This is a genomic window from Ellagibacter sp., assembly GCF_048412355.1.
Taxonomy (GTDB): Bacteria; Actinomycetota; Coriobacteriia; order Coriobacteriales; family Eggerthellaceae; genus Ellagibacter.
This window is the reverse complement of the sequence record NZ_DBFSAP010000009.1, coordinates 20,389-43,157: the sequence shown is the minus strand read 5'-3', so window position 1 is coordinate 43,157 and position 22,769 is coordinate 20,389. Positions and strand designations below refer to the sequence as shown.

General features: G+C 59.1%; 8 protein-coding genes. 3 read left to right on the top strand and 5 right to left on the bottom strand.

Annotation, left to right across the window (positions count from 1 at the left end):
* The first annotated feature begins 477 nt into the window (after positions 1 to 477).
* Positions 478 to 13,224, top strand: a complete 12,747-nt coding sequence (locus tag ACMRQN_RS01195; RefSeq protein ID WP_418733464.1) for a SpaA isopeptide-forming pilin-related protein — start codon at positions 478 to 480, stop codon at positions 13,222 to 13,224.
* A gap of 297 nt (positions 13,225 to 13,521) precedes the next feature.
* Here the strand turns inward: ACMRQN_RS01195 and ACMRQN_RS01190 are convergent, their stop codons facing one another.
* Positions 13,522 to 14,448: an amidohydrolase family protein gene (locus tag ACMRQN_RS01190; RefSeq protein WP_418733463.1), complete on the bottom strand. Its 927-nt coding sequence runs from the start codon at positions 14,446 to 14,448 to the stop codon at positions 13,522 to 13,524.
* Between the two features lie 323 nt (positions 14,449 to 14,771).
* Here ACMRQN_RS01190 and ACMRQN_RS01185 point away from each other — a divergent pair, with 323 nt between their 5' ends.
* The gene (locus tag ACMRQN_RS01185; RefSeq protein WP_418733462.1) at positions 14,772 to 15,710 is read left to right on the top strand and encodes a LysR family transcriptional regulator; all 939 of its coding nucleotides are present in this window, start codon (positions 14,772 to 14,774) and stop codon (positions 15,708 to 15,710) included.
* Between the two features lie 158 nt (positions 15,711 to 15,868).
* Here the strand turns inward: ACMRQN_RS01185 and ACMRQN_RS01180 are convergent, their stop codons facing one another.
* Positions 15,869 to 17,548: an MFS transporter gene (locus tag ACMRQN_RS01180; protein WP_418733461.1), complete on the bottom strand. Its 1,680-nt coding sequence runs from the start codon at positions 17,546 to 17,548 to the stop codon at positions 15,869 to 15,871.
* Between the two features lie 544 nt (positions 17,549 to 18,092).
* Between ACMRQN_RS01180 and ACMRQN_RS01175 the strand changes: the two genes are divergently transcribed.
* Complete coding sequence (locus tag ACMRQN_RS01175; protein WP_418733460.1) at positions 18,093 to 19,397, top strand: ATP-binding protein; 1,305 nt, start codon at positions 18,093 to 18,095, stop codon at positions 19,395 to 19,397.
* Between the two features lie 194 nt (positions 19,398 to 19,591).
* Here ACMRQN_RS01175 and ACMRQN_RS01170 read toward each other — a convergent pair whose 3' ends face one another.
* From ACMRQN_RS01170 to ACMRQN_RS01160, 3 genes are all read right to left on the bottom strand, one after another.
* Positions 19,592 to 19,942 (bottom strand): 4Fe-4S dicluster domain-containing protein, encoded by a 351-nt coding sequence (locus ACMRQN_RS01170; protein ID WP_418733459.1) that lies wholly within the window; start codon positions 19,940 to 19,942, stop codon positions 19,592 to 19,594.
* Positions 19,943 to 19,955: 13 nt separating this feature from the next.
* Positions 19,956 to 22,247 (bottom strand): molybdopterin-dependent oxidoreductase, encoded by a 2,292-nt coding sequence (locus ACMRQN_RS01165; RefSeq protein WP_418733458.1) that lies wholly within the window; start codon positions 22,245 to 22,247, stop codon positions 19,956 to 19,958.
* A 78-nt stretch (positions 22,248 to 22,325) separates the two neighbouring features.
* Complete coding sequence (locus ACMRQN_RS01160) at positions 22,326 to 22,757, bottom strand: FKBP-type peptidyl-prolyl cis-trans isomerase (RefSeq protein WP_418733457.1); 432 nt, start codon at positions 22,755 to 22,757, stop codon at positions 22,326 to 22,328.
* Positions 22,758 to 22,769: the final 12 nt, after the last annotated feature.

The following is a 22,769-nucleotide window of genomic DNA, read 5'->3' as shown; positions in this document are numbered from 1 at the left end:
GATAATCGGCAAGCTCGCCTGGGCGATTCTGCAGTCCGCCCAGGTGGCCGAAAGGCTCATAGCCAAAAGACGAACACGCCCTCATGAGAGGGCGTGTTCGTTTTTTGCGATGTAAAGGGACCTCGTTGCGACAATGATGCGCGACCTGTCGGTTGGGGTGCCACCTCCTCGTGTTTTCCTCCCATTGGAAAAAGGCTGGGTGCGGCTGGCTTCCGCTCATAGCATGGAGGAAACGAGTTGAAGGCAAGGAGGGGGACATTTATCGATTTTTGCCGTTGTTTCGGGGGTTCACCTTGGATTATCGGTTGAAGAGCGCTAATGTCTCGTCTGATTCTGTCGTTTGCTTAGGCAGAGAACTGATGGGTTGGGTAAAACTACAGAGGTGGCTTACGTAAAATGCACCGATCAAACAAGGTGCCTTTCAAAGGCACGCTTACCAGCAAGGCATTTTCGATATTCCTCGCATTGACGCTTTGTGTGCCCACAACGCTAGCGGGCAACTTGTCCCACGTGCGGCAAGCGCAGGCGGATACGTCTGTCCCTCAGGAGCAATCGACGGGTGGCGACGCTCTCGATTCCGCTCCCGATGGTGATTCGGTCGGCGAAGCTGCCGACTCCGCGCAAGCACAGGACGCGCCTGATTCCCCAGCGCTTTCGCCCGCTCTTGATTGGGGCGCTCAGTACCAGGCGCTCATGTTGTCCTCGAAAGGGATCACGGTCGATGTGCAGAAGCTCATCGAAAGCGCGCGCGAATCCGGCGCGACACTCTCTTCGGGCGACACCCAGGCGCAAGCTGCTCAAAGCGGCGAATCCCATCCGGCCGGTTCTCAGGCGGCGGCCCCAAGCGGCGCTGCCCAAAGCGAGCTCCCCTCGACGATTCCTGCCACGCTCGATCTTTCGTTTGAGCTCGACCCCTCAGCTTGGGTCGGCGATTCGGGCGCGAATCCGTCCTCGGGCGCAGATCAGGCCTCGGCGACAGCCTCCCTCAGTGCGAGCGAGCACAAGGCGGTCGTCCCCGGCGATTGGCTCTCGGTGGAGCTTCCGAAAGAGCTCAAGCCCGCAGATGAAACGCTTGCGCTCGACGTGTTCCAAAACGACGAGCAAGGCAACGCCACAACGGTGAAGATAGCCGAAGCGACGTGGGAGGGCGACAAGGCCAAGGTGACTTTCACGACTCCGGTCGACACTGCTTCAGGTGCCGCGCCGCTTTATGGCCAAAGTGCAGAACGGGCAACGGGCGCCGATGCCTCGATGCCCTTGACGCTCGCCGCGTCAGTGCAGCTTCCCGTCGTTTTCTCCGCCGACCTCGTGCAGGATGCTCCATCCACCTTCAACTGGCTGTTGCAGCAAACCGCATCGGGAAGCCGCAGCGCGCAGCTTTGCGTGCCCTCGAGGGGCGAGTTTTTGTCGTTGATGGGCGCGGCTCCGAGTAAGGGGCAGCCAAATGCGATAGCCGAAGACGAAGTCGTTGGAATCCATCCTTCCTCGAAGCGCGAGGGCTCGGCGTCGTTTGTCACCCTGTGGGCCGACAACAACTCGGGGTCTCGCCCGTCAACGACCGAGATGATGAACAGGCAGGAGTACGGTCTTTATTTCCAAGTTGAAGGGGACGATGCGTCGTACCGCCTTTTCGAGACGGATAGTGCGGGCAACTGCGTCGTTTCGCAGGATGCGAAGCGGCTGTTGGGCATGACCCAGGAAGACCTTGACAAGTTAAGAAATCCCGACACCGATTGTTTCGTGCGGGTCGACCGCAAAACGACCAACTCCTATGAGGCGAGCGCGTCAGAGCTCTATTCCGAGGTTGTCGTCACGACGCAGAAGAAGGACGAGGACGGCAGCCCCGCGCTCGACGATGAGGGCAATCCGATTTACAAGGAGACCCGAAAGCACATCACCTGGTCTATCAGGCACGACGGGGTAAGCGAGGGAGAGACGGCATACGACGGGGCCTACATCGACGCTCCGCGCAATGATTATCCGGGCTACGTCAACGACGGGCAAGAGGTGATGCAGCTTCTGGGGGACGTCACCTTCAACTTCACCCTGCGCGTTGGCGATGAGGCAGGGCGGTTGACGAGCCTGCCAGAGGACGAGCGCTTCGATGCCTGGTTTCAGGAATGGGGCATCCACCAAAAGCTCATCGTGAAGAAGAACGTCAACGGCACAGAGGAGGACTACTCCGAATTGACGGGGGGTCCTGAAGCGGACAACGAACTCTATCATGCTATGAAAGACGGCACCCTGAAGCTGTCGATTTCAAACGATGGGCAGACTGCCATGCTAGGGCCCGCGCGCTGGCCGATGTATCATCCCGATGGGTCGGCATTCGAGTACAGCCTCCAACAAGAGGAGTCGAAGAGCACCAAGACGTTCCCCGATGGAGCCACGTACTCGGATTACTATCAGGTTGTTTACAACAACCTCAACACCCTGCACTACAGCTCGGACACCACGACGGCGCACAATAACGGCACGATCATCCTCATCCATAAGGGCGACACGCGCGTCGATGCCCATAAGATCTGGCTCGACGACGACGCCTCTGAGCGCCCGGAGACGAGGTTCACGCTTTGGCGCTACTCGTTGCGCGATGGAGCCGGCCCCGATAGCGCGTCTCAGGTGACGACCCGCGACGACGGAGGCGCTTACGTAACGCTTACGCTCTCTGCGGAGGAAAGCGAAAAGGCCGGTGACGGCGCTATCGATCTGGGTGGCCTGTTCCGTAAGCAGTACCCGGATTGCTCGATCGCGAAGTACGACCCTGCTGGCTATCCCTATATTTATCTCATTCGAGAGGACGGCCTGTCGGGTTACGAGACCCTGTTCGGATCGGGCGTCGCTGAAGACGGATCGGCGACAGGCGATACGGGTGCGAACTACTACAGCGCCGATTTCGAGAACACCGTCGCTGCGGGGGGCGATGCCGTCCGCGCGGATGGCGACAAGTCGCTCTACATGGGCGGTACCATCATCAATCGCCGTAGCGATACCACGAAGCAGACGCTCGCTAAGACATGGGAGGCGGGGTCGTATCAAGACCAGCTTGCAGACGTCGAGGTGACCTTCCAGCTCGAGCGCATACTTAAAGAACATGCCACGTTCGATGAGAATCGGGGCTATTGGGTTGCCAACGGCGATACCTACGAGGTCACGGACCCCGATACGGGTGACACGTTCCGGTATCCCTACGATTTTCAGTATTGCGACGACGTCCCGTATGATGCCCAGTTAAAAACGGTGACAGGATGGACGTCCGAGAACATGACGCAAGAGGTGAGCGCGGACGTTCCTCGCTATGACAAGGACGGCAAAGAGTGGGTCTATCGCTGGAACGAGGTCGCGGTAACCAAGGCTGGCGACCCCATGAGCTATTTCATCCAGAATACCGACCCCAATACCGGGCTCAAGCTCATGTCGGGCGACTTCTTCATCTTCTCCTCCATCGTCGATGCTCAGGGTACTAATGTTCCGCTCCACTTCAAGGGTGAATACGACAAAGAGCGCGGCGTGCTGGTGAACCGCTACGTCGATGAGACGACAGCCCAGATGCAAAAGTGGTGGTGGAACGAGAACACGCAGGAGTTCACGCAGGACACGAGCAACCTTGGCTACGAGGCCCAACCCGTTACGGTAACGCTGCTGCGCAACAACGAGGTATTCGGGGAATTCACGGTCAACGGGGCGAAATCCGAAAAGCGGGAAGTCGCCTCGAAGGATGGCAGCACCGCGTTCTTCTACCAGGAAACCGAGCCATGGGTGATGGACTTCACGGGCTTGCCGAAATACGATGCCAACGGCTCGGAGTACGATTACATGGTCGTTGAAGGCGCGATGGGGTATTTCCAGCAACACCAGTACATGCCCGAAGACCCTGAGACGGGTCTTCCGAACGTGACGAAAATCTGGAACAAGCCCGGATCCGGTGGGTCGCTAATTCGCGTCAGCAAAGCATGGGAGGACGGGGGGAACACCTCTGCTCGTGTGCCCGTCAAGGTGGGCATCTTCGCCAAGCACGACATCTTCGAAGATGGCGAGCTGAAATATGCGCAGGACGCGGAGATCGACGAAGCGACCCTTTCCTATGAGAACGCCTGGTACAAGGAATGCTATGTGCCGGTCGACGGGCTCAGCCAAAAAGACGATGTCTATATCCGCGAGCTGTCGGTAAGCGACGCTGACTCGGCGGGCGATAACTACGCCGTTGTGACGCGCGATGAAGTTATCGCTGCCCCCGAAGGCTCCGAATACAAAGATTTGCTGGTCAATTGGGCGGAGACGAACCAGAACAACCCCTTCAACGAGCGCATGGTCGGATCTCCCCAAGCCGGGGGAAATGCGTATGTCTACGAGGTCGACTACGGCACCGACGATGTCTTAGGCTCGCTTCAGGTGAGGAACAAAAGAGTCGGCAACGTGAGCGTCTTCGTTGATAAAAGCTGGACCGATGCGGGGGCTGACCCGAGCGAGCGTCCGAGCGCGTGCTTTGTCCTCTCCTCGGCAGACGACGGCGTCGCCTTCCGCGCAGACGATGAAGGCAACGTCTACGTGACCGCAGGCGATGAGCAGGCAGATGAGGGATCATATGTGTTCACCGCTCCGGATATGCAGGAGAGGGCCATCTACAACACGAAAGCCTATCCTGGTGGGGTTTGGCTTGCCGACGAGAACGGCAACAAGGTAGAAGGCGATGAGGGGGCCAAGCTCGTCGTGCGCATCGATAGCTCGGCTGCGACGTCGCACACGGCGTTCGCCTTGCTGCCGAAATACGACTCCAATGGGTTTGTTGTCGATTGGAATATCGAGGAGGCGTGGCTTGAGGATAGCGGCGACTATACCTCAACGAGAACCAGCTATACGCGCGGCTACACTTCGAAGTGGCATTATTTCGACTCGATCACGGCTTCTTATAACAACAAGCGCGGCCAAACGAAGGACGTCACCTTCTTCACCTCCTGGTACGACGGCTACGTCAACGAGGTACTGAAACAGCGCCCTGACGTCTTTCTCACGCTGTGGCGTCAGGTGTACCAATATGACGCCGACGGCAATTTGGTGATGGACGCCGACGGCGTGCATCCGCGCGCTACGTTGGAGAAGGTCACCGGATACGAGAGCTACTCGTGGGAGAGCATCGACGACTACCACAGCGCGGCAACTATCAGAAACCTTCCCCGCTACGATAGCCACGGCAAGGAAATCGTGTACTACGCAAGTTGCCACATCGGGACGTCCGAAGACGCAGTGGAGGGTCTCGACTACACCGACTCGTGGCTTACCTACAGCGCCAATGACCCCGATCCTGGCAATCCTAAGTGGGACCAGGCGAGCGCCGAGGTCTCTTCCGCGCTCAACAAAGTGACCGTTGGCTCGGAAGCCGAAGGGGGCATGGCCGACGCAGTTCGCGAGGACGGCACCTTCAACTTCAGAATCGAGAACTCCATCGACATCAGCGGAGAGAAGACCTGGCGTGACCTGCCCTTCGGCTTCGACGAGGCAGACTTGCCCGATATCACGATCTACATGCAGAGAAGGCTCGCGAACGGGACCTACGACGAGGACGGCAACTGGGTACAAGGGAAAGTGCTTGATTGGCAGGACCTGGAGATCAGCAAAACCGCCGATGGCGGGTATTCCGTCGCGTCCGTTGACAACGCCGTCGATGGTGCCGGGGTGACAGACGGCAAAACGGCTGTTGCCTGGACGGAGGACATCAAGAAAAACGCATCTGGGGGTTATAGCTATTTGATTTCCTCCTACGGCTTGAATAAGGAGGGCGTCGCGCCCGACGCTGCGAACAGGCTGCCGCGATACGATCGAAACGGCAATCTGTACGAATATCGGCCCACCGAAGTGGTGCGCGGTCTTGAGGGCAAGCCCGGCGGCTTCACGGCCGACAAACTTGCCGAAAGCGGGGCGGAGCAGTCGGCTGGCAGCGTTTTCGCCATTTCGGGTACTCCCGGCTCGTACCGCGTCATCAACACATACCAATCTGTTACGGGAAAGCTGACAGTGAAAAAGCTCTACGAAGGCATGGAGCCGGGGGATAAGGTCCCCGATACCACCTTCACGCTCTATCGCTACTACGTGACCCGCGATGGAAAGAAAAGCACAGCCGAGCGCGTTGCCTCTCACACCCTTTTGGCTCGCGAGATAACCACGGAGGTTTCCACCGACGGGCAAACGAGTGCGGGCGCTCAGACCGGAGTCGGGCAGTACACCTTCGACAACCTGGAGATGTACACCCCGTCCGGCGAGTACTGGGTGTACTACGTTGCTGAAAACGGCATAGACGGCTTCGGAACGCGTGTCTCCTTGGGGGACAAAAGCCTTTCGGACGCTGATTTCTTACCGGGCACTGTGCTTGAAAACGACTCCTGGGGATCGCGCGATCTGGGAGAGCCGAAGTACAACTCCGATAAGGGGACTTTCGACCAACCCGAAAAGACGATGGTCGCCAATGACGAGACCCCCGACGTCACGTTCAGGAACACCTACTACCCCAAGGAGACGCTGACTTCCTTGCAGGGGAAAAAGACCTGGCAAGACCAGGGCAACGCATTCGGCCTGCGCCCTGGGGACATTACCCTTCAGGTGACGCGAACCTACCAAAACGGCATTCCCGATGCGCAAGGGCAGGTGCCGGGGATGGTCGAGACCATGAGAAGCCTCGTGGGGCTCGACTCGGGCTCTCCTGCGGGAGTCATCGAACTGCAAAGCGAGGATCCCGGTGCGCCCAATTACCTGCAATGGAACAAGTCTGCCGACGCCAACACCTGGGTGTACACCATCTCCAATCTCGAGCAGTATGCTCCCGACGGCAAGCCGTGGCGTTATACGGTGAAAGAGATACTGCCCGATGGGTCGCAGTATCTCGTCAAATCCGACAGCAACGGTGGCACGGTGAGCGCCGACAACCATGTCGGTGGCAGCCCCGTTTCGGTGCCGACGATTGAGAACTATCTGAAAGGCAAGCTGACCGTCGTCAAGAGATGGGACGACGACCTCGATGTCGACTGGAAGCAGCGTCCAAGCCTGACGGTTCGCGTGCAGGCCAAGGTCGAGGGCGGCGAATGGGGCGATGCGGGCGAGGTTTTGAGGACGCTCGGCATCACCGACAAGAATGGGAACGCGCTTGCGGGCTTGGAGGCGGACGGAAAGTTCCAGCCCTTCGAGATGACTTGGCTTGCCACCGATAAGGAGAACCAAGGTACAGACGAATACTCTTATACGTGGAAGAACCTGCCCACGCTCTATTCGTTCGAGGGCGTCTCGCGCGAAATCTCTTGGCGCGTGGTCGAGTCGAAGCTGACATACGACGCGGGGTCGGCCAATCAGACCGAGGTAGCGATCTCGTCCCCCGATGAGACGGGCTCATACCTTGCCTACAAGCCCTATCAGCCTTCCCAAAGCGAATCTTCGGAGACTAACGGGAAGGGCGAGCTGGTCTCGACGTCGACGATAACGAACGCCTTGGAATCCACCTCGATTTCGGCGAGCAAGACATGGGACGACGCGGGCAACGAGTGGGCTTCGCGGCCGGGAACGCAGCATGTCGGCGATACTTGGTCCCTCACCTACGCGCTGCAGCGCACGACGACCCCTTCCGACGCCTCATCGTGGAGGTGGCTGAGCGAATACGGAGCCGAAATCGAGAGCCCCTTTGCCGACGATCAGGGCAGCTTGAACCCCAAGCTGCTCACCGCCGTGCTTTCCGGAACGGGGGACTCGGCGTCGGCCACGTTCGGGAACCTTCCCGAAACCGATCCTTCGGGCGCGGAGTATGCCTACCGTTTGGTCGAGCAGGTCAAGGGAAGTTATAGCGCGATCGGCACGGTCGTCGCAACGAGCAACGACGGCAAGGTGAAGCTGGTCGTCGCGCAGGAGGACCAGGCGGGCAACGCATTCGTCAATCGGCTCGACACCATCGACATCGCGGGCAAGAAGCTCTTCAACGACTACGGCACGGGGCTGGCTCCTCAGAGCATCGAGCAGGTTCGTGACTTGGTCAAGCTTAGGGTGCAGCGCTCTGTCGATGGGCAGTCTTGGGCCGATGCAACCAAAGATGGGGGCAAGGCGAACGAACCTATATGGAAGCAGGATGACGGGACATGGGTCTACTCGTATTCGGGCCTGCCCAAAACCGACCAGGCGGGCAACGTCTACCGCTATCGCGTGATCGAGGTAAGCGACTGCTCGTCGGGCTTCTACGAAAGCTATGCAGATGATGCCGCTGTCGATGGCCAGGGCAATGTCTCTGCAGCTACAATCACCAACACCGCCACTCGTTTCACGATGGACAAGATCGGCGACGAAACCCTCGGCTCCGAGGGCGAAAAGCTTTCCGGCGCGACATTTGAGCTTTGGCGGGACGGCGAGCTATATGCCCGTTGGCAGCGCAATGACGAGGGCGTGGTTAGCAGTGTCGTTTGGCCCGCGGGTGCCTCGCCCGAGTCAGGCGACCCCGGTCTTCAGATGCAGGGGGCGAATCAGGGCTTCATAGTCGGCTTGCCTGCCGGTACCTACACTGTGAAGGAGACTTCTGTTCCGGCGGGGCATGTGAAAGCCGCCGACTTTGAGATAACGATCGCCTCCGATGGAACTGTGGCCTGCGCCTCCGACGCGCGAAGCGGCGTCGCCGTAACCGTTGAGGGCAACACCGCCACGGTGACGGTGACCGACGCCGTTGTCCGCGGCGAGGTTGAGCTGCATAAATACTATGAGCACAACGGCGATCAGGCGCCCGTTGCCAAGATGACTTTCGACCTGTACAAAGGCACATACGACGAGCATGCCAAAAACGGCGGCGGCGTGTGCATAGCCACGGGGATCGTCACCGACGGTGGCGGCACTTGGCGTTCGCGTGACGACACCCAGGCGATCTACAAGAACACGGTCGAGGCGTTTGGCGAGGAGTATGCGAAATACTACCAGCGCGCAAGCAACGGCCTGCCGGAGGGGAGCTACTACTTCATAGAGACGGGAACGTCGAACAACACGGTCGATGCGCAAGGAAAGTACTTTGCGTTTGAGATCGACCAAACCGAAACGTCGCAGCCCTCCGTGAAGCTTGAGGCGAAAAACGACGAGTTCAATGCCGCGGTCGAACTTGAGAAAGTCGATTCGGAAACGGGTGCCGCGATATCAGGCGCCCAGTTCGCTCTGAGACGAGACGATGGCACGGAAGGTGGCAGCCTTATAGCCTCTGGCCTCGAATCTGGCAAAGCCTACGCGCTCGACGCGACCGGGTCCATAGTCGAGTCGTGCTCCACCGCCGACGAGGGGACGCTCAAGCTGACCGGCCTTAAGAAGGGTTCCTATATCTTGGCGGAAACACGCAACGTGGGGTATTCCCTGTCCGACGTGGCGCCTATAAAGTTTACGGTCGACAACGACGATAGTGGCGCTACGCTTTCGCTGGGTACCGACGGCAAGCTTGCGAACACGCCGCTGCACGGCGCTATTTACATGGAAAAGGTCGACTCTGCAACCGGAAGCGGCATCGCAGGGGCGGAATTCGCCCTGCAAAAGAAGGGTTCCGATGGAACGTGGGCGGCCGTTGCCAAGGGAATCATTTCCGGCAAGAAATATCGAGCCGACGTTGACGGCGATGGGACGATCGTTTCGGTGTCCGAGGCCGAGCAGGCGTCGGGCGGCGCCCCTGACGAGAAGGGGTCGGTGCTCGTTTCCAATTTGCCGTGGGGAACGTATCGCTTCGTGGAGACGAAGGCAGCCGAAGGTTATACGGGCGTCAAAGACGGGCAGTGGGCGATTTCCGACGAGGTGACGGTGAGCGCTGAGAACGTCGAGGCGACGCTGACGACCCCGATCGCCGTTAGGCAGGTCGCCAATTCCTTGATCGGCTTCAGCATTCGCAAGACCGACCCGAGCGGAACGGTCGCGCTTGCGGGCGCGCGGTTCACGGTCGTGCCGAAGGATGGCTCCGCTTTCGCCGACGGCTCCGCTTCGAAGGAATTCGTAACGGACGCCTTCGGAATCGCGCAGCCTGTTCCGGGCTCGACTTCACTCAAGGGTCAGCTCATTGCGGGCAACAGCTATCTTGTCGCCGAAACTAAGGCACCTGAAGGATTCTCGCTTCCCGAAACGAGCGAGATCGAGATTGTCATTTCCGATGACGGCGTTGCTGCTTGTGCAGGCGGTGCGCTTCCCGAGGGCTGGGATCTCTCTTCCGACGGGAGCGCAAGCGTTCTCACGGTTAAGGACGAGCCTACGAGCATCATCGTGTACAAGCGCGACCAGAACGACAATCCGCTTCTTGGCTCGGAGTTCAAGATAACGGGCGTTTTCGCGGGCGGCGCCACAGAGATGACTATAGCCCCCGAAGGCGATGGCGCTTCTGTCGTTGCCACGGGGCTCCTGATCGCGGGCAACGTATATACCATCGAAGAGACGAAAGCGCCTATCGGATACGAGAAGCTCCCCAAAGCGACGTTCAAGGTCGCGGCGAGCGGGGGAATCGAGCCGATTGGGGCCCTCCCCGCCGGTTGGAGGCTAGCCGTTGGCGGAGCAATCGTCACTGCGGTTGACACGCCGATAGAGGTTGTGCTTGCGAAGAAGAGCTCAACTGACCTGAATCTTGGGAACGCGACCTTCTCCATTGAGGGCGAGTTCCGAAACCAAGACGGCGAAGTCGAGCAGGCAACGAGGCCCTTTACCACGGGATTGGACGGGACGGTTCTCGTTGACGGTCTGCTCTCCGGCGCCCGCTATACGCTCAAGGAGACGCAGGCGCCTGCAGGCTATATCCTCGATAACTCGCCGTTCGAATTCACGGTGGGAGAAGACGGCACGGTCGAGGCGCTCTCGCCCCAGGCGGGCAAGGGGTTCAGCATTTCCAACGGGCAAACGGTGACGATAACCAAGACCGATGATGCGGTGAGCCTTCAGCTGGCAAAGCTGGGAGCCGACAGCGGGGATGCTCGCTTGAAGGGCGCGGAATTCACAATCGAGGGCACTTTCGCCAAGGACGCGACGAGCGGCGTTTTGGAGCAGCGCACGTTCGAGGGCTTGAGCGTCGAAGAGGTGAGCGCTCTGCACTTCGCCGTGGGAAAGACGTATACCCTCACGGAGACCAGGGCGCCTGCCGGCTATGAGCTGATCAAGGGCAGCCTGACATTCACGGTCGCCGATGATGGGCGGGTCTATGAGGACAACATTGACGCCTCGTCGGTAAGCAACGGTGAATACCGCCTGCTCGACGACCATCTTGGCATCGTCGCCGTGGACCAGCCGATCGAGATCGCGCTCGCTAAGTACGGCTCGGACAAGGGGACGGATACCCCGGACAAGGCGCTTTCCGGCGCCACCTTCCGCGTAAGGGGAGTCTTCGCTGACAGCGAAACGGGCGAGGTGGACGAGAAGGTCTTTTCCATGGAAGAGGGCTCGATCACGCTTCGGCATCTTGTGGCGGGCAACGTCTACCGGCTTTGGGAAGAGGCCGCCCCTGCGGGCTATAAGCAAATCGAGGGCGAGATCGCCTTCAGGGTCAACACCGATGGAACCATCGAGCAGGTCGATGCGGAGGAAACGTCGTTCGCCAACGGCTCGATAAGCATCGCTGAAGACGCTGTCTCGGTGCGGGCAGTCGATGACCCCATCGAGCTTTCCCTGGTCAAGAAAGACGAGGCTGGCGACAAGCCGCTGGCTGGCGCCGTGTTTGAGGTAGCGCCCGTCGAAGGGTCCTCGTTTGCCGACGGAACGACCGAGCCGAAACTGCTGGACGCGACCGACGCGGGTGGGAAGACCTCCTTGAAGGGGCAGCTCATCGCGGGTTGCCGCTATAAGATAACCGAGGTTACAGCGCCCGCAGGTTACACGATTCCCGGCAAGTCGCTTATCGTCGAGGTGGCTGCCGACGGGACCATGAGGGCGCAAGGCGACGTGCCCGTCGAGTTCAAGGCGACTTCCTCCGCGGTGGGCGGGACCGTCATCACGGTCTTCACGGGTGAGGTGTGGGACGACCCCACCAAGATGCACGTGCAGAAGGTGTCATCCCTCAATGCGCTGGAAAAGTTGGAGAACGCAAGCTTCATGCTTTCGGGAACGTTCGCGGACGGGACGGCTGAGCGCCGCATGACGACCGATTCCAACGGAATGGCCGATCTCGACAAGGGGCTCTTGATCGCCGACGGCAAGACCGTATACACGCTTACCGAGACCCAGGCGCCCGAAGGGTACAAGGTCAACGAGGCGGCGTTTGCGTTCACCGTGGCGACGGACGGCTCTCTCGTTCCCGTGGCAGGCCAATCCGCCGACGCGGGATACTCGGTGATAGGCGAGGGCAATATCGTGGTCTCGGCCAAGGACCGCCCGATTGAGCTTGTGCTCCAAAAGAAAGCCTCCGATGGTTCCGCTGCGAGCGCTATGAAGGGGGCTCGCTTCGCTATAACGCCGAAAGAGGGATCGGCTTTTGCCGACGGCACAACGGCGGCGAAGGAGTTCGAGACCGATGAGCAGGGTTCCGTCTCCTGCATTGCCCAATTGGTTGCAGGGAACTCCTACGATCTTGCGGAGACCCGGGCTCCAATGGGCTACAAGCTCATTGAGGAGTCGCTTACTTTCACGGTGAACCCCGATGGCACGATTTCTGCGGGGTCTTCCGTTGGCGGATGGGCGGGTGCGTCCGCTCCGGCTGCATCTCAGGCAGGATGGTTCCTTTCGGAAGGTGCGGGCGAGGCGTGCGTCATCGCTGTCGACGATCCGCTTAAAGTGAGCGCCGTGAAGCTCGATGAGGAGGGCGGTGCGCTTGCCGAAGCGCAGTTCAGCCTCGAGGGACGCTTCCCCGACGGCTCTACAAGCAAGTCGTTCATCTCCGATGGCGCCGGTGCCCTCTTCTCCGACGTGCAGCTTATCGGCTCGGACGAGGGGACGCGTTATGTCTTGAGGGAAGTTTCGGCACCCGATGGCTACCAAATGCTCGATCCCGTAACGCTTTTGGTCTACTCCGACGGCAGGTTGGCTTTGGGCGCTGACGTCTCTTCTGATCTTGCGGCCCATGTGACGATTTTGGAGAAGGAGGGCACCGCGTGGGTGACGGTAACCGACGACCCCGTTCCTTCCGCTGAAGGAGAGCCGGGATCGGAGAACTTGGCGAAGACGGGGGATGCGCCCCTGCCGCAGGCTGCCCTCGCCGTGCTCGTTGCTTCGGGGGCGGGCATCGTCATCGCCCGCTCGCGCCGCCGAGCTTCTCGGCAAGCGAGATGATGTAAGGGAAGGCGTCGTCGTTCGTCTCCGAGTGCATGCCATTCGTATGTTGGGATAGAAGGCAAGCTTGTTTGAGAGTTCGATAGGCTTGCGGTCACGCGAAAACGCCCCCGTCGGAGGGCGTTTTCACTATCTGGGAGCGAAAGGGCTCGGAGCTGTTGTGGGAATCCTTCTGAAGTCCCTTCGCTCTGCTCCATGCTCGCTCAGCTTCGTTGAGAAATTTCGAATGGTGATAATGGTAAAATCCGAATGACTAAAGAGGGAAATTCCGAATGAGCTTCTCTCTCCCAAGCCCCCTTACACAATATGGAGAAGGCGGTTGGCGTTTTCGAAGAAGACGAGGTTTCGTAGCTTTGGGTCTCCTTCCGTGGCTATCATCACTTGCTCGACCTGACGCTTGTAGCTTCCGAACGGATAGTCGGTTCCGAACATGATTCTCTCGCGCCCGAGCAGCTCGATCATAAGCTCGATGTCCTCGTGCGACCTGAAGGAGGTGTCGGCGTATACGTTGTCGAGCCCCTGGGACATTTTTGCGAGTCGCTCGATGTTTCCTGCCGCGGTTCCGCCGCAATGAGCTGCGACGAATTTGATTTCGGGATGCCTCCTTGCGCATTCGACCAGATGGGCGAGGTCGCCGAACTCGGGTGTGGCGTACTGGTCGTTGATCTCGGGGTAGTAGTACATCCCGGCACCGCAATGGGAGGTTACCGGCTTGCCCGTCTTCGCCCAGTAACGCAGCGCCTCCTCGGTCAAGGGGTCGTCGAGGGCGCGCTTGCTCAGAATCGGGTGCAGCTTGAGGGCGTAGGCGCCCCGCTCGGAATCCTCGAGCAGCTTTTTCCCGGCGTCCTTGCCGAGTCGGTAGTCGATGCAGGTGAACGGGATGCACCGCGGCTCGACCATATGGGCGACTTCGTAGTCCTCGAAGGACAAGGCGGGCATGATCGGCAGCACGCAGATGTAGTCAATGCCGCACTCGTCCATTTCGCGTTGCATGTTCTCGAGCGTGTTCGTCCGGCAGCGCTCGTGGTTCACATCGATGAACTCGCGCAGCGCCTCGTCGGTGTCCTCCGTGATGAACGGCCCTTTGAACCCGCGTTCCTCCCTGACGGTGAACGGGTCGGGCATGTCCGCGGGCTTGAGACCCAACTTGTAGATGACGTTGTGCGCATCCTTGAAAATGTCGCCGAGATGCGCATGAAAATCGATGATGGGTTGATCCTTCATTATGTCCTCCATCTGAAACGGCTGATAATCGTCGCTTAACACGACGCTGCCGCGGCAGGCACCGTGAGGGGTGGCTGTAGTGGCTCAGAAAGAGGCGGACATGATGCACTTGCTGAATGCATCATAAACCCCGCAGGCGGTATGCGTGAAATTCGTTTTATGGCGATTGCGGATTCGAAATATCATTCGCCGTCTTCGAAATCTGAATGAATAGTATTCGATTTGGGAATAGGACTTCCAGAATAGAGGAGCTGAAGGCTGTGCCGCATTCGAATGCGATATGCTATAAGCATGCACAATCGCGCAACAGGGGGAGGGCGCACATGCTGAACGCCAACTACATTATCGAGTTCACGGAACTTGCGAAGCGGCTCAACTACACGGAGACGGCGCGGGCGCTCAACATGAGCCAACCGTCCCTGAGCAAGCATATCAGCCAATTCGAGAAGGAGCTTAAGCTCGAGCTCTTCAAACGTGACGGCAATACGCTGCGCTTGACGAAAAGCGGCGCCGAATTGCTTCCTTTAGCGTACCGCGCGATCGAGGCGATGGAGGAGCTTGATAGCAAGGCGCACTATCTGCGACGACACCCGCCCGCTCACCTATCGATTAGCGGCCTGACGGATGAGGGCCCTTCAACGGAGGTTCTCGGCTTCCTCATCTCGCTGCTCAACAGCGAATATGGCGCGAATTGTCTCGAGGTGAAGCGCCGATACAACAAAAACCCTGCCGAAATGCTCGAGTCGGGGGATGTTGACATCGTGTTCGATCCCGCTCCGGTAGAAGAGATGCCCGAGCGCAGCAACGTTGAGGTGCTGCGGGTCGCAGACTTGAAGCTGACCGTGATCGTCGATGCCGGCAACCCATTGGCATCGAAGGGGCGAATCGGAGTTAGCGACCTTAAGAAATCGACCTTCGTCAAGTACGAGGGAATATACCTCAGCAGGTCATGGTGCTATATCGAGGAGGCGTGCGAGCGCCACGGTTTCACGCCTAAGACCCGTTCGTGCCTCTGCTCAGGCATCCCCGAGCTGTTCGCCCTGTGCGCGGGCCTCGGAGACATGGTACTTGTCGTGGGGTCGAACTTCGGTGCGCGAATTCCCGAAGGCATCAAGCCCTTCTGCCGCGTGCTCGATGTGGCGGATGGTGATTTCTGCATGCCTTTGCAGCTTATGTACCGGAAAGATAACGACAATCCGGTTCTGACGGAGCTCGTTGCACGCATCGAGGCGATGCCGAATCCCCCGTTGAGGTTCGAGTAGGGTCAGCTGCACGAAGGCAGGCCAGCCTGCGTGAAAAAGGGGAGCCTGCGATTGAGGCTCCCCAGATGTCGGGCGAGATTTCCCAGGTAGTGCGATTTCCCAAGTAGCGTGAATTCTCAGGTTGGCGCATAGGCCCCAAACCTGCGTGCTCGTGTTGCTTACTGCTTTTTAGCCTTCTCAGCGATAAGCTGCTTGCCTCCGAGGATGAAGAAGAATAGGAATGGCAGGAGCATGCCGCATGCCATGAGCGGAAGCGCTACGGGAAGCTTCGACCAATTCGGAATAGCAAGCGGACAGATGATGCAAAGTGCGAACAGAATGACGACGATGCACATCATGATAGCGAATGGGATGGTGCCCGAGTCGCTGCTCCCGCTGTTCTCGCTGGTGAGCGTATCGAGCGATTTCCCGTAGGTGTCGCGCACGAAGACGAGTGTGCAGATGAGGCCGAGCGCGAAGGGGATGATCAGGGTGAGCGCGACGCTCGACCAGTTGGTCGTCCCGCCTGCCTGGAAAATCGCCATCGTGGCGATGCCGCCAAGAACGATGGAGGATGCCGACCCGCCGAAGCGAGCGAACGCCTGGCACCACGCGGTGCCCGTGTTGCGGATGGCCGTCGGATACTGCTCGGGCATAAGCGGGTAGATGGCCGAGATGGCGAAGTTGAGCGCGAACCCGAAGGCGAGCATGAGCACAGCGCAGATGATGAAACTATCGGGCGTCACGAACAGCGAGCAGGCGATGATGACGACGATGCAGAGAATCCAGGCGAAGATGAGGCATTTCTTCCTGCCCATCGTATCGGAAACGTACCCGACGAGGCAGTTCGAGATGATTGCCGCGACGTTGTTCCACGTCTGTAGCGCGACGGCGTCGGAGGCGGAGTAGCCGATGCTCTTGAACCAGGTCGGAAGCCAGGCGTTCATGCCGTATACGCAGAACTGGCCCACGAAGCAGACGGTCCAGATGGCGCTCGTGCCGACGATGAACTTCTTCGAGAACAGCACGTTCGGCGTAGTTTTCTCGGGACGAGGCGGGATGATGATCGCGTTCGGGTCCCTCTTGGTCGAAGTGCCGACGGACTTCTTCTCGAACTCGGCGAGGACCTCGATGGCCTTCTCGGTCTGCCCGGTGTTGGCGTACCAGTGCGCGGTCTCGCGCATGGCGAACGCGAGGAAGATCGCGTACAGGACGGGGATGCCGCCGATCAGGTAGCAAAGGCGCCAGTTGGAGAACATCGTGGCAGTTGTGCCGTCAGCGTTCGTGTAGGTGACCATCTCAGTAAAGCCGCCCAGAAGCGGAGTCGTGGCGTTGCAGATGGGATTGGCCACGAGGCCCGCGATGACCCAGCCGCCGACCATGCAGGCGCCGCCGCAGGTGATGAAGAAGCCGCGACGGTTCGAGGGCATGACCTCGGAGAAGACCGTGTACACGACGGGAATGCAGGAGCCGACGCCCAAACCTGCGATTAGGCGAAATGCTGCGAACATGGTAAGGTCGCTTGCAAATGCCTGGGGGAGCGTGAAGACTCCGTAGAAGGCGACGGCGCCGATGAGGACTTTCTTTCGTCCGATTTTGTCGGAAAGGATGCCGCCGAATGCGCCGCCGATGACCATGCCGAGCAGGCCCCATGTGGTGAGCGACCCCATGAGCGCTCCCGGGTTCGGGTCGTTCGGCCAGAACGTGTGGGCGACGAACAGGTTGGTTGAGTTGATGATCATGAAATCGTAGCCGTCGAGCACCTGGGCGAGCGACAGGATGATAAAGAGAACCCAGGAGTGCTTCGTGATTCCGAATGAGTCGATGACCTCGGATATCGTGAACTGCTTTTCGTTCATTGTTCCCCCTCCCCCTCAAGAACATCAAGGTGAAGTCATATGCTGGCGAAAAAGATTGCAAGTGCTTGTCCGCCGTGGAGCGACGAGCCTCTCCTCTCTCCCTTTTGCTCGCCGCCTCATGGAGATAAGTCTATTCCGATAAGGGAACATAAGAAAAATCACACTTTTTCAAGAAGCGTATTCGGAAAGGGAAGAAGCATTATTCGATTTTTTTGGGGGGGAAGGAGGATGGGGTGAGGGGCTGCGAGACGGGCGACGTTGCGGGCGGCGCAAGGGCGAGTGACTTTGCAAGGCTATGACCTTTTTTCTTGTAGGTGGCTCGCCTTGCCTTTCATGGGGCGACGTGCGTTTTCGCTGTTTGATAGGCTATTTAGGTCATTAAGCTGCACATTGTAATAGAAAATCCGAATGTCAATAATAGGAAATCCGAACTGCAATTTGAGGAAATTCCGAATAAAACTAACAGGAAAATCCGAATCAGCATCCTCAATGCGCTTGAAAGACGCTACACTTTCCCCAATATAGTGAGCGAGAGGAAGGCGCTATGGGAGCGAACTTCGAGAGGCCTGAAGGGTATATGCCGCGCGTTGCCGACGCGCAAATCGAGCGGTACCTGAAGGCGTTTGGTGCTGTCGAGATAGCGGGGACGAAGTGGTGCGGCAAAACGTGGTCGGCCCTCATGCACGGAGCCTCGGTTTCCTATGTCGACGAGAGCTTGGATTTGGCCCGAGCTGACCCGTCTATGATGCTGATGGGGGATCGCCCTCATGTGATTGACGAATGGCAGCGCGTCCCCGCTATCTGGGATTGCGTCCGCCATGAGGTCGACCGGGCGCGAGGGACGCGCGGCGCTTTCATTCTCACGGGATCCTCGACGCCTGCAACTCATCAAGGTGAGCAGGGGCCCGCGCATAGTGGCGCTGGGCGGATAGGGCGCGTTCGCATGAGCCCCATGAGCTTGTTCGAGTCCGGGGAGTCAACCGGGCAGGTCAGCCTCTCGGGTTTGTTCGCTGGCGAATTCACGCCGTGCGTTGCCGAGCGCGACACGATGGGTCTGGTTGAAGCCGCCTGTCGAGGCGGGTGGCCGGAAGCCGTCGGCATGGAAGTCGATGCGGCGCAGCTTATTGCCCGCGAGTACGTTACAGCGGCGCTTGGCGTAAGCATTCCTGCGCTCGGCCTCGATCCTGATATCGCTCGCAGGCTTGCATCCTCGCTTGCACGGAATCTGGGGCAATCCGCTACGTACAAGACGATAATCACCGACATGTTCGGTGCCGAGGAGAATCCGCTCAGCGTGATCGACGAGGGTCGGGTGCGCGCCTATCTCGATGCGCTCAAGGGTATGTATATCGTGGAGGAGGTTCCCGGATGGGCGCCTCCCGCCCGCGACAGGAAGCGTTTTGCGACGAAGCCCAAACGCTACCTTGCAGACCCGAGCCTTGCTTGTGCGCTGCTCGGTATGTCGCCCGCTGCGCTCCTTGCCGACTGGCAGACGTTCGGGCTGGTGTTCGAAAACATGGCGGTGCGCGATCTGTCGGTTTACGCCCGGGCGCTCGATCTGCTCGATGACGTGCCCGTTCGCTACTATCGCGATGACTCGGGGGTCGAGGCTGACGCTATCGTGCAGCTTGCCGATGGCCGTTGGGCGGCATTCGAGTTCAAGGTTAGCGAGGACAAGGTTGAGAAGGGGGTCGCGAGCCTTGAACGCATGCGTCGCAAGGTGTGCGAAAACCCTCGTTCGCAAACGAGGCCTCCTGAGTTCATGGCGGTGATCACGGGAGTGGGCGAGTACGCTCGCGAAGTGGCCGAGGGCATCGTCGTGGTGCCGTTTCGCCTCCTTGGGAAGTAGGAGAAGCGGCACCGCGAAATTCCCTCGTGGACTGTCAACGCGAAGCCAATTGCTGTTCGAACGCGCGCCAAAAAACCCATCACCTGCTCATGAAACGGCCCGGGGCAATCAAATGCCCCGGGCCGTTGTGGAGTGTCGCCTGGTGCACGAAGGGGGATACTTTCCCAGGCGATATGAGGGGAGCTACGCTATCGCTATGCCTTGCAGGTGTATGGTCCGGGGACGAAAAGCACCTGGTTGGGCTTCTTGTCAAGCTCCTCGACGAGCTGATCGATCGGCCCAAACTTCATGACACCGGCGAGGCAGTGGTGCACGCAAGTCGGCAGTTTTCCTCCTGCCGTGCGCTCTGCGCAGAGGTCGCACAGAGAAGTCGGGGTCGGGATTTTGTTCCAGTTCACCGTCTTCTCGTCGATTTCCCAAGGTCCCTCATCAAGTACGCGAATGCCCCATGTGCCAACGCTGAATCCGTGCTCTTGCTTGCAGGCGATCTCGCAGGATTGGCATCCGGTGCAGAACTCGTAGTCAATCAGAAGTCCGCTTCTCATCTCTCGGCGCTCCTTACTTCGCGATTTTTTCAACTTTGCAGATAAGGCACTTGAACGGCGCACCAAAGCCAAGCTTGCCGACATTTTTGTGCGGGACAAGCTCATTGATGTTAGAGCGCCATACGCCGAACAGATGCGGTTCCTCCCCATCTTCTTCGGGGAACCAGAAGCCGTGCTGAGCATGGACGACACCTGGCTTCACGACGGGGACGACCCTTGCTTTCAGCTCGCATTTGCCGAATTGGTTCTCGACGTTGACCCACTCGCCGTCCGCGATGCCGAGCTTGGCGGCATCCTTCGGGTGAATTTCAAGCAGCGGATCGGGATTGAGCTCGCGAAGCAGGGGAATCTGCTTGCCCTCGGAGTGGAAGTAGGCGTAGGTTCGCGCGCCCGTGGTGAGGACGAACGGGTACTCCTCCATCAACTCCGGTGTCGACACGGGCGACTGCTGCGGCTCTTCGTAATAGGGCAGCGGATCTTCGCCGAACTGGCGGAACATCGTGGAATACAGCTCGATGCGGCCCGTCGGCGTGTTGAAGCCAGGCTGTCCGTCGGGGCGAAGGCGACCGGTCTCGTACTTGCGGTAGTTGACCTCGCGCTGGTAAACGACCTTTTCCTTGAGCTCTTCATAGGTCATGCCGCAATTGCCCATGCGGAACTCGGCCCTGAACTCCTCGAAGTTGGCAAAGCGTGCATAGGTGCCGGGGTTAAGGCGTGTTCCGAGCTCGTACTGGATTTCAAGATCGCCCTTCGTCTCGCCGACCTTCACCGCGTCCACCACGGAGCCGAGCATGTTCGGCGAGGCGCCATAGTGGGTACCGACCATGGACTGGCGCTCTGCGAACGAGGCGATGGGGAGGATAACGTCAGCGCAGCATTGGACCGTCGGCGTGATCCAACAATCGGCCGCAAAGACGAAGTCGAGCTTCTGCATCGCATCGTGCCAACGCTTCGGCTGCGCAGCGCACGTACCAGCAAGGAGGTTCGTCGAGGCGATGAAGCCGCCGTGAATCTCATACGGCACGCCCGTTTCCATGGCCTCGAGCGTAAGGTCTGCATGCGAGTTCAGGACCATGCCCACATAGGCGGGATATTCCTTAAGGCCGATGATCTTGTTCTGCAGCTCGGGGCCGAGTTCCTTCCAGCCGAAACCGAGGTCGCCGAGGGAATCGTTAACGTCTCCGAGAAGCTGGCCGCCAGGGATGTCCATGTTGCCGGTAATTGCCTCGAGAGACAGGATGCAGTGTCCCGCCTGCGCGCCGTTGGCCTTCTGGTCGATAGCGAGGCCCCAAAGGATTGCTGCGTTGCTCGCGTTCGCGTACATGCGCGTCGCGCCGTAGATGTCCTCGACGTCGAGGCCGCAAATCTCCGCAGCTTTTTCGGCGGGCATTGTGGCGACGCGTTCCGCCAGCTGCTCGAAGCCGTAACAGAAACGATCGACGAAGTCGTGGTCGTACAAATCTTCCTGGATGATGATGTTGAGCATCGCCATGCCGAGCGCTGTGTCGGTACCAGGGCGAAGGGCAAGGTGGTACGTCGCGCGCGTTGCGAGCCAGTTGGTCCGCGGGTCAATCGAGATGAGCTTGCTTCCGCGCTTCATGCAGTCGATCACGGAGTGTCCGAAGAAGCCATCGCCGTTCGACGGCAGGGGCTCTTTGCCCCATGCAACCATGACCTCAGGTACTTTGTAGGCGGGGTCTTCGTAGCGTCCGGGCAGGCCGCCTGCGTAATCCATTTCAGGATAGGTAACGCCGGCAACGTAAGTTGCTGCCGCGACGCGCGGAATATAGCACGCATAGCCCGACTGGGTATAGCAGGCATTGGGCGTGCCGATCATCGCCATGCCGTAGGGCCCGCACATGGGTCCGCCTTCTCGGCCGGTTCCGCCGAACACCACGATCGATTCAGGCCCATGCTCTTTTTTGATTCGGCCGATGTTCTCTTCAATGATGTTGTAGGCGTCTTCCCACGTGGTGCGCTCCCACTTGTTCTTCCCGCGGTCTTCCTTCGCGCGCTTCATCGGGAAGATGACGCGGTCGGGATGATAGGTGAAATCGGGCAGCGTCAAGCAGCGCACGCAAAGGCGGCCTTGCGTGATGGGCTGGTTCTCATCGCCTTCGACTTTCTCGAGGATGCCATCTTTGTTCACGTAGAATTTGACTCCGCATCCAACGGGGTGGCATCCTGGCGCCGACCAAGCGCATCCGCGCGTGACCGTGTACCCGTCCTCCTCCCATTGCCAGGGCTTGCCTAGGTCGTTGGCGAACTCTTCGATTCCACTGTCGATTTTCGGTCTTGCTGTCATTTCGTTCTCCGATCCTCTCGTCTGAGCAGCAAAATGGCAATCCGGGTTGCGTTCTGCCCCCCGAATTCCTTCCATGGGCTAATCTCGATCGCGAACTTCGAGAAGATTGACCCAATACACGATGTCTTTTCCAGCGAGCGGATGGTTGAAGTCAAGCGTCACAATCTGGTTCTCGATGCTTACGACCTTTGCTGGAATCGGCTCGACGTTTCTCGGGGATGTCCACCCGATCGTTTCTCCCACAGGAAGGTTCTCTCCGTTGGGAACCTTGTACGTGGGAAACTTCTGCACGGCATCTTCGTTGTACTCGCCGTAGGCCTCTTTGGCGGGAAGCTCGATTGTCCGCTCTTCGCCTGGGTTCATCTCCAGCAGTGCGTCGTCGAGCGCTCTCATAACCTGATGTCTTCCGAGCACGATTTCGTACGGCTCCCCATTGCAGTCGTCGAAAACCTCTCCATCAGGAAAGCTGCCTTTATATAAGAAACGGGCGATTTGTCCCTTCTCTGCCATGATGTTTCTCCT

What these genes read in the sequence shown, in the direction of transcription:
- ACMRQN_RS01170 (WP_418733459.1), bottom strand. Translation starts at nt 19,942, where the DNA reads ATGAGAAGCGGACTTCTGATTGACTACGAGTTCTGCACCGGATGCCAA.
- ACMRQN_RS01180 (WP_418733461.1), bottom strand. Translation starts at nt 17,548, where the DNA reads ATGAACGAAAAGCAGTTCACGATATCCGAGGTCATCGACTCATTCGGA.
- ACMRQN_RS01190 (WP_418733463.1), bottom strand. Translation starts at nt 14,448, where the DNA reads ATGAAGGATCAACCCATCATCGATTTTCATGCGCATCTCGGCGACATT.
- ACMRQN_RS01165 (WP_418733458.1), bottom strand. Translation starts at nt 22,247, where the DNA reads ATGACAGCAAGACCGAAAATCGACAGTGGAATCGAAGAGTTCGCCAAC.
- ACMRQN_RS01185 (WP_418733462.1), top strand. Translation starts at nt 14,772, where the DNA reads ATGCTGAACGCCAACTACATTATCGAGTTCACGGAACTTGCGAAGCGG.
- ACMRQN_RS01175 (WP_418733460.1), top strand. Translation starts at nt 18,093, where the DNA reads ATGGGAGCGAACTTCGAGAGGCCTGAAGGGTATATGCCGCGCGTTGCC.
- ACMRQN_RS01160 (WP_418733457.1), bottom strand. Translation starts at nt 22,757, where the DNA reads ATGGCAGAGAAGGGACAAATCGCCCGTTTCTTATATAAAGGCAGCTTT.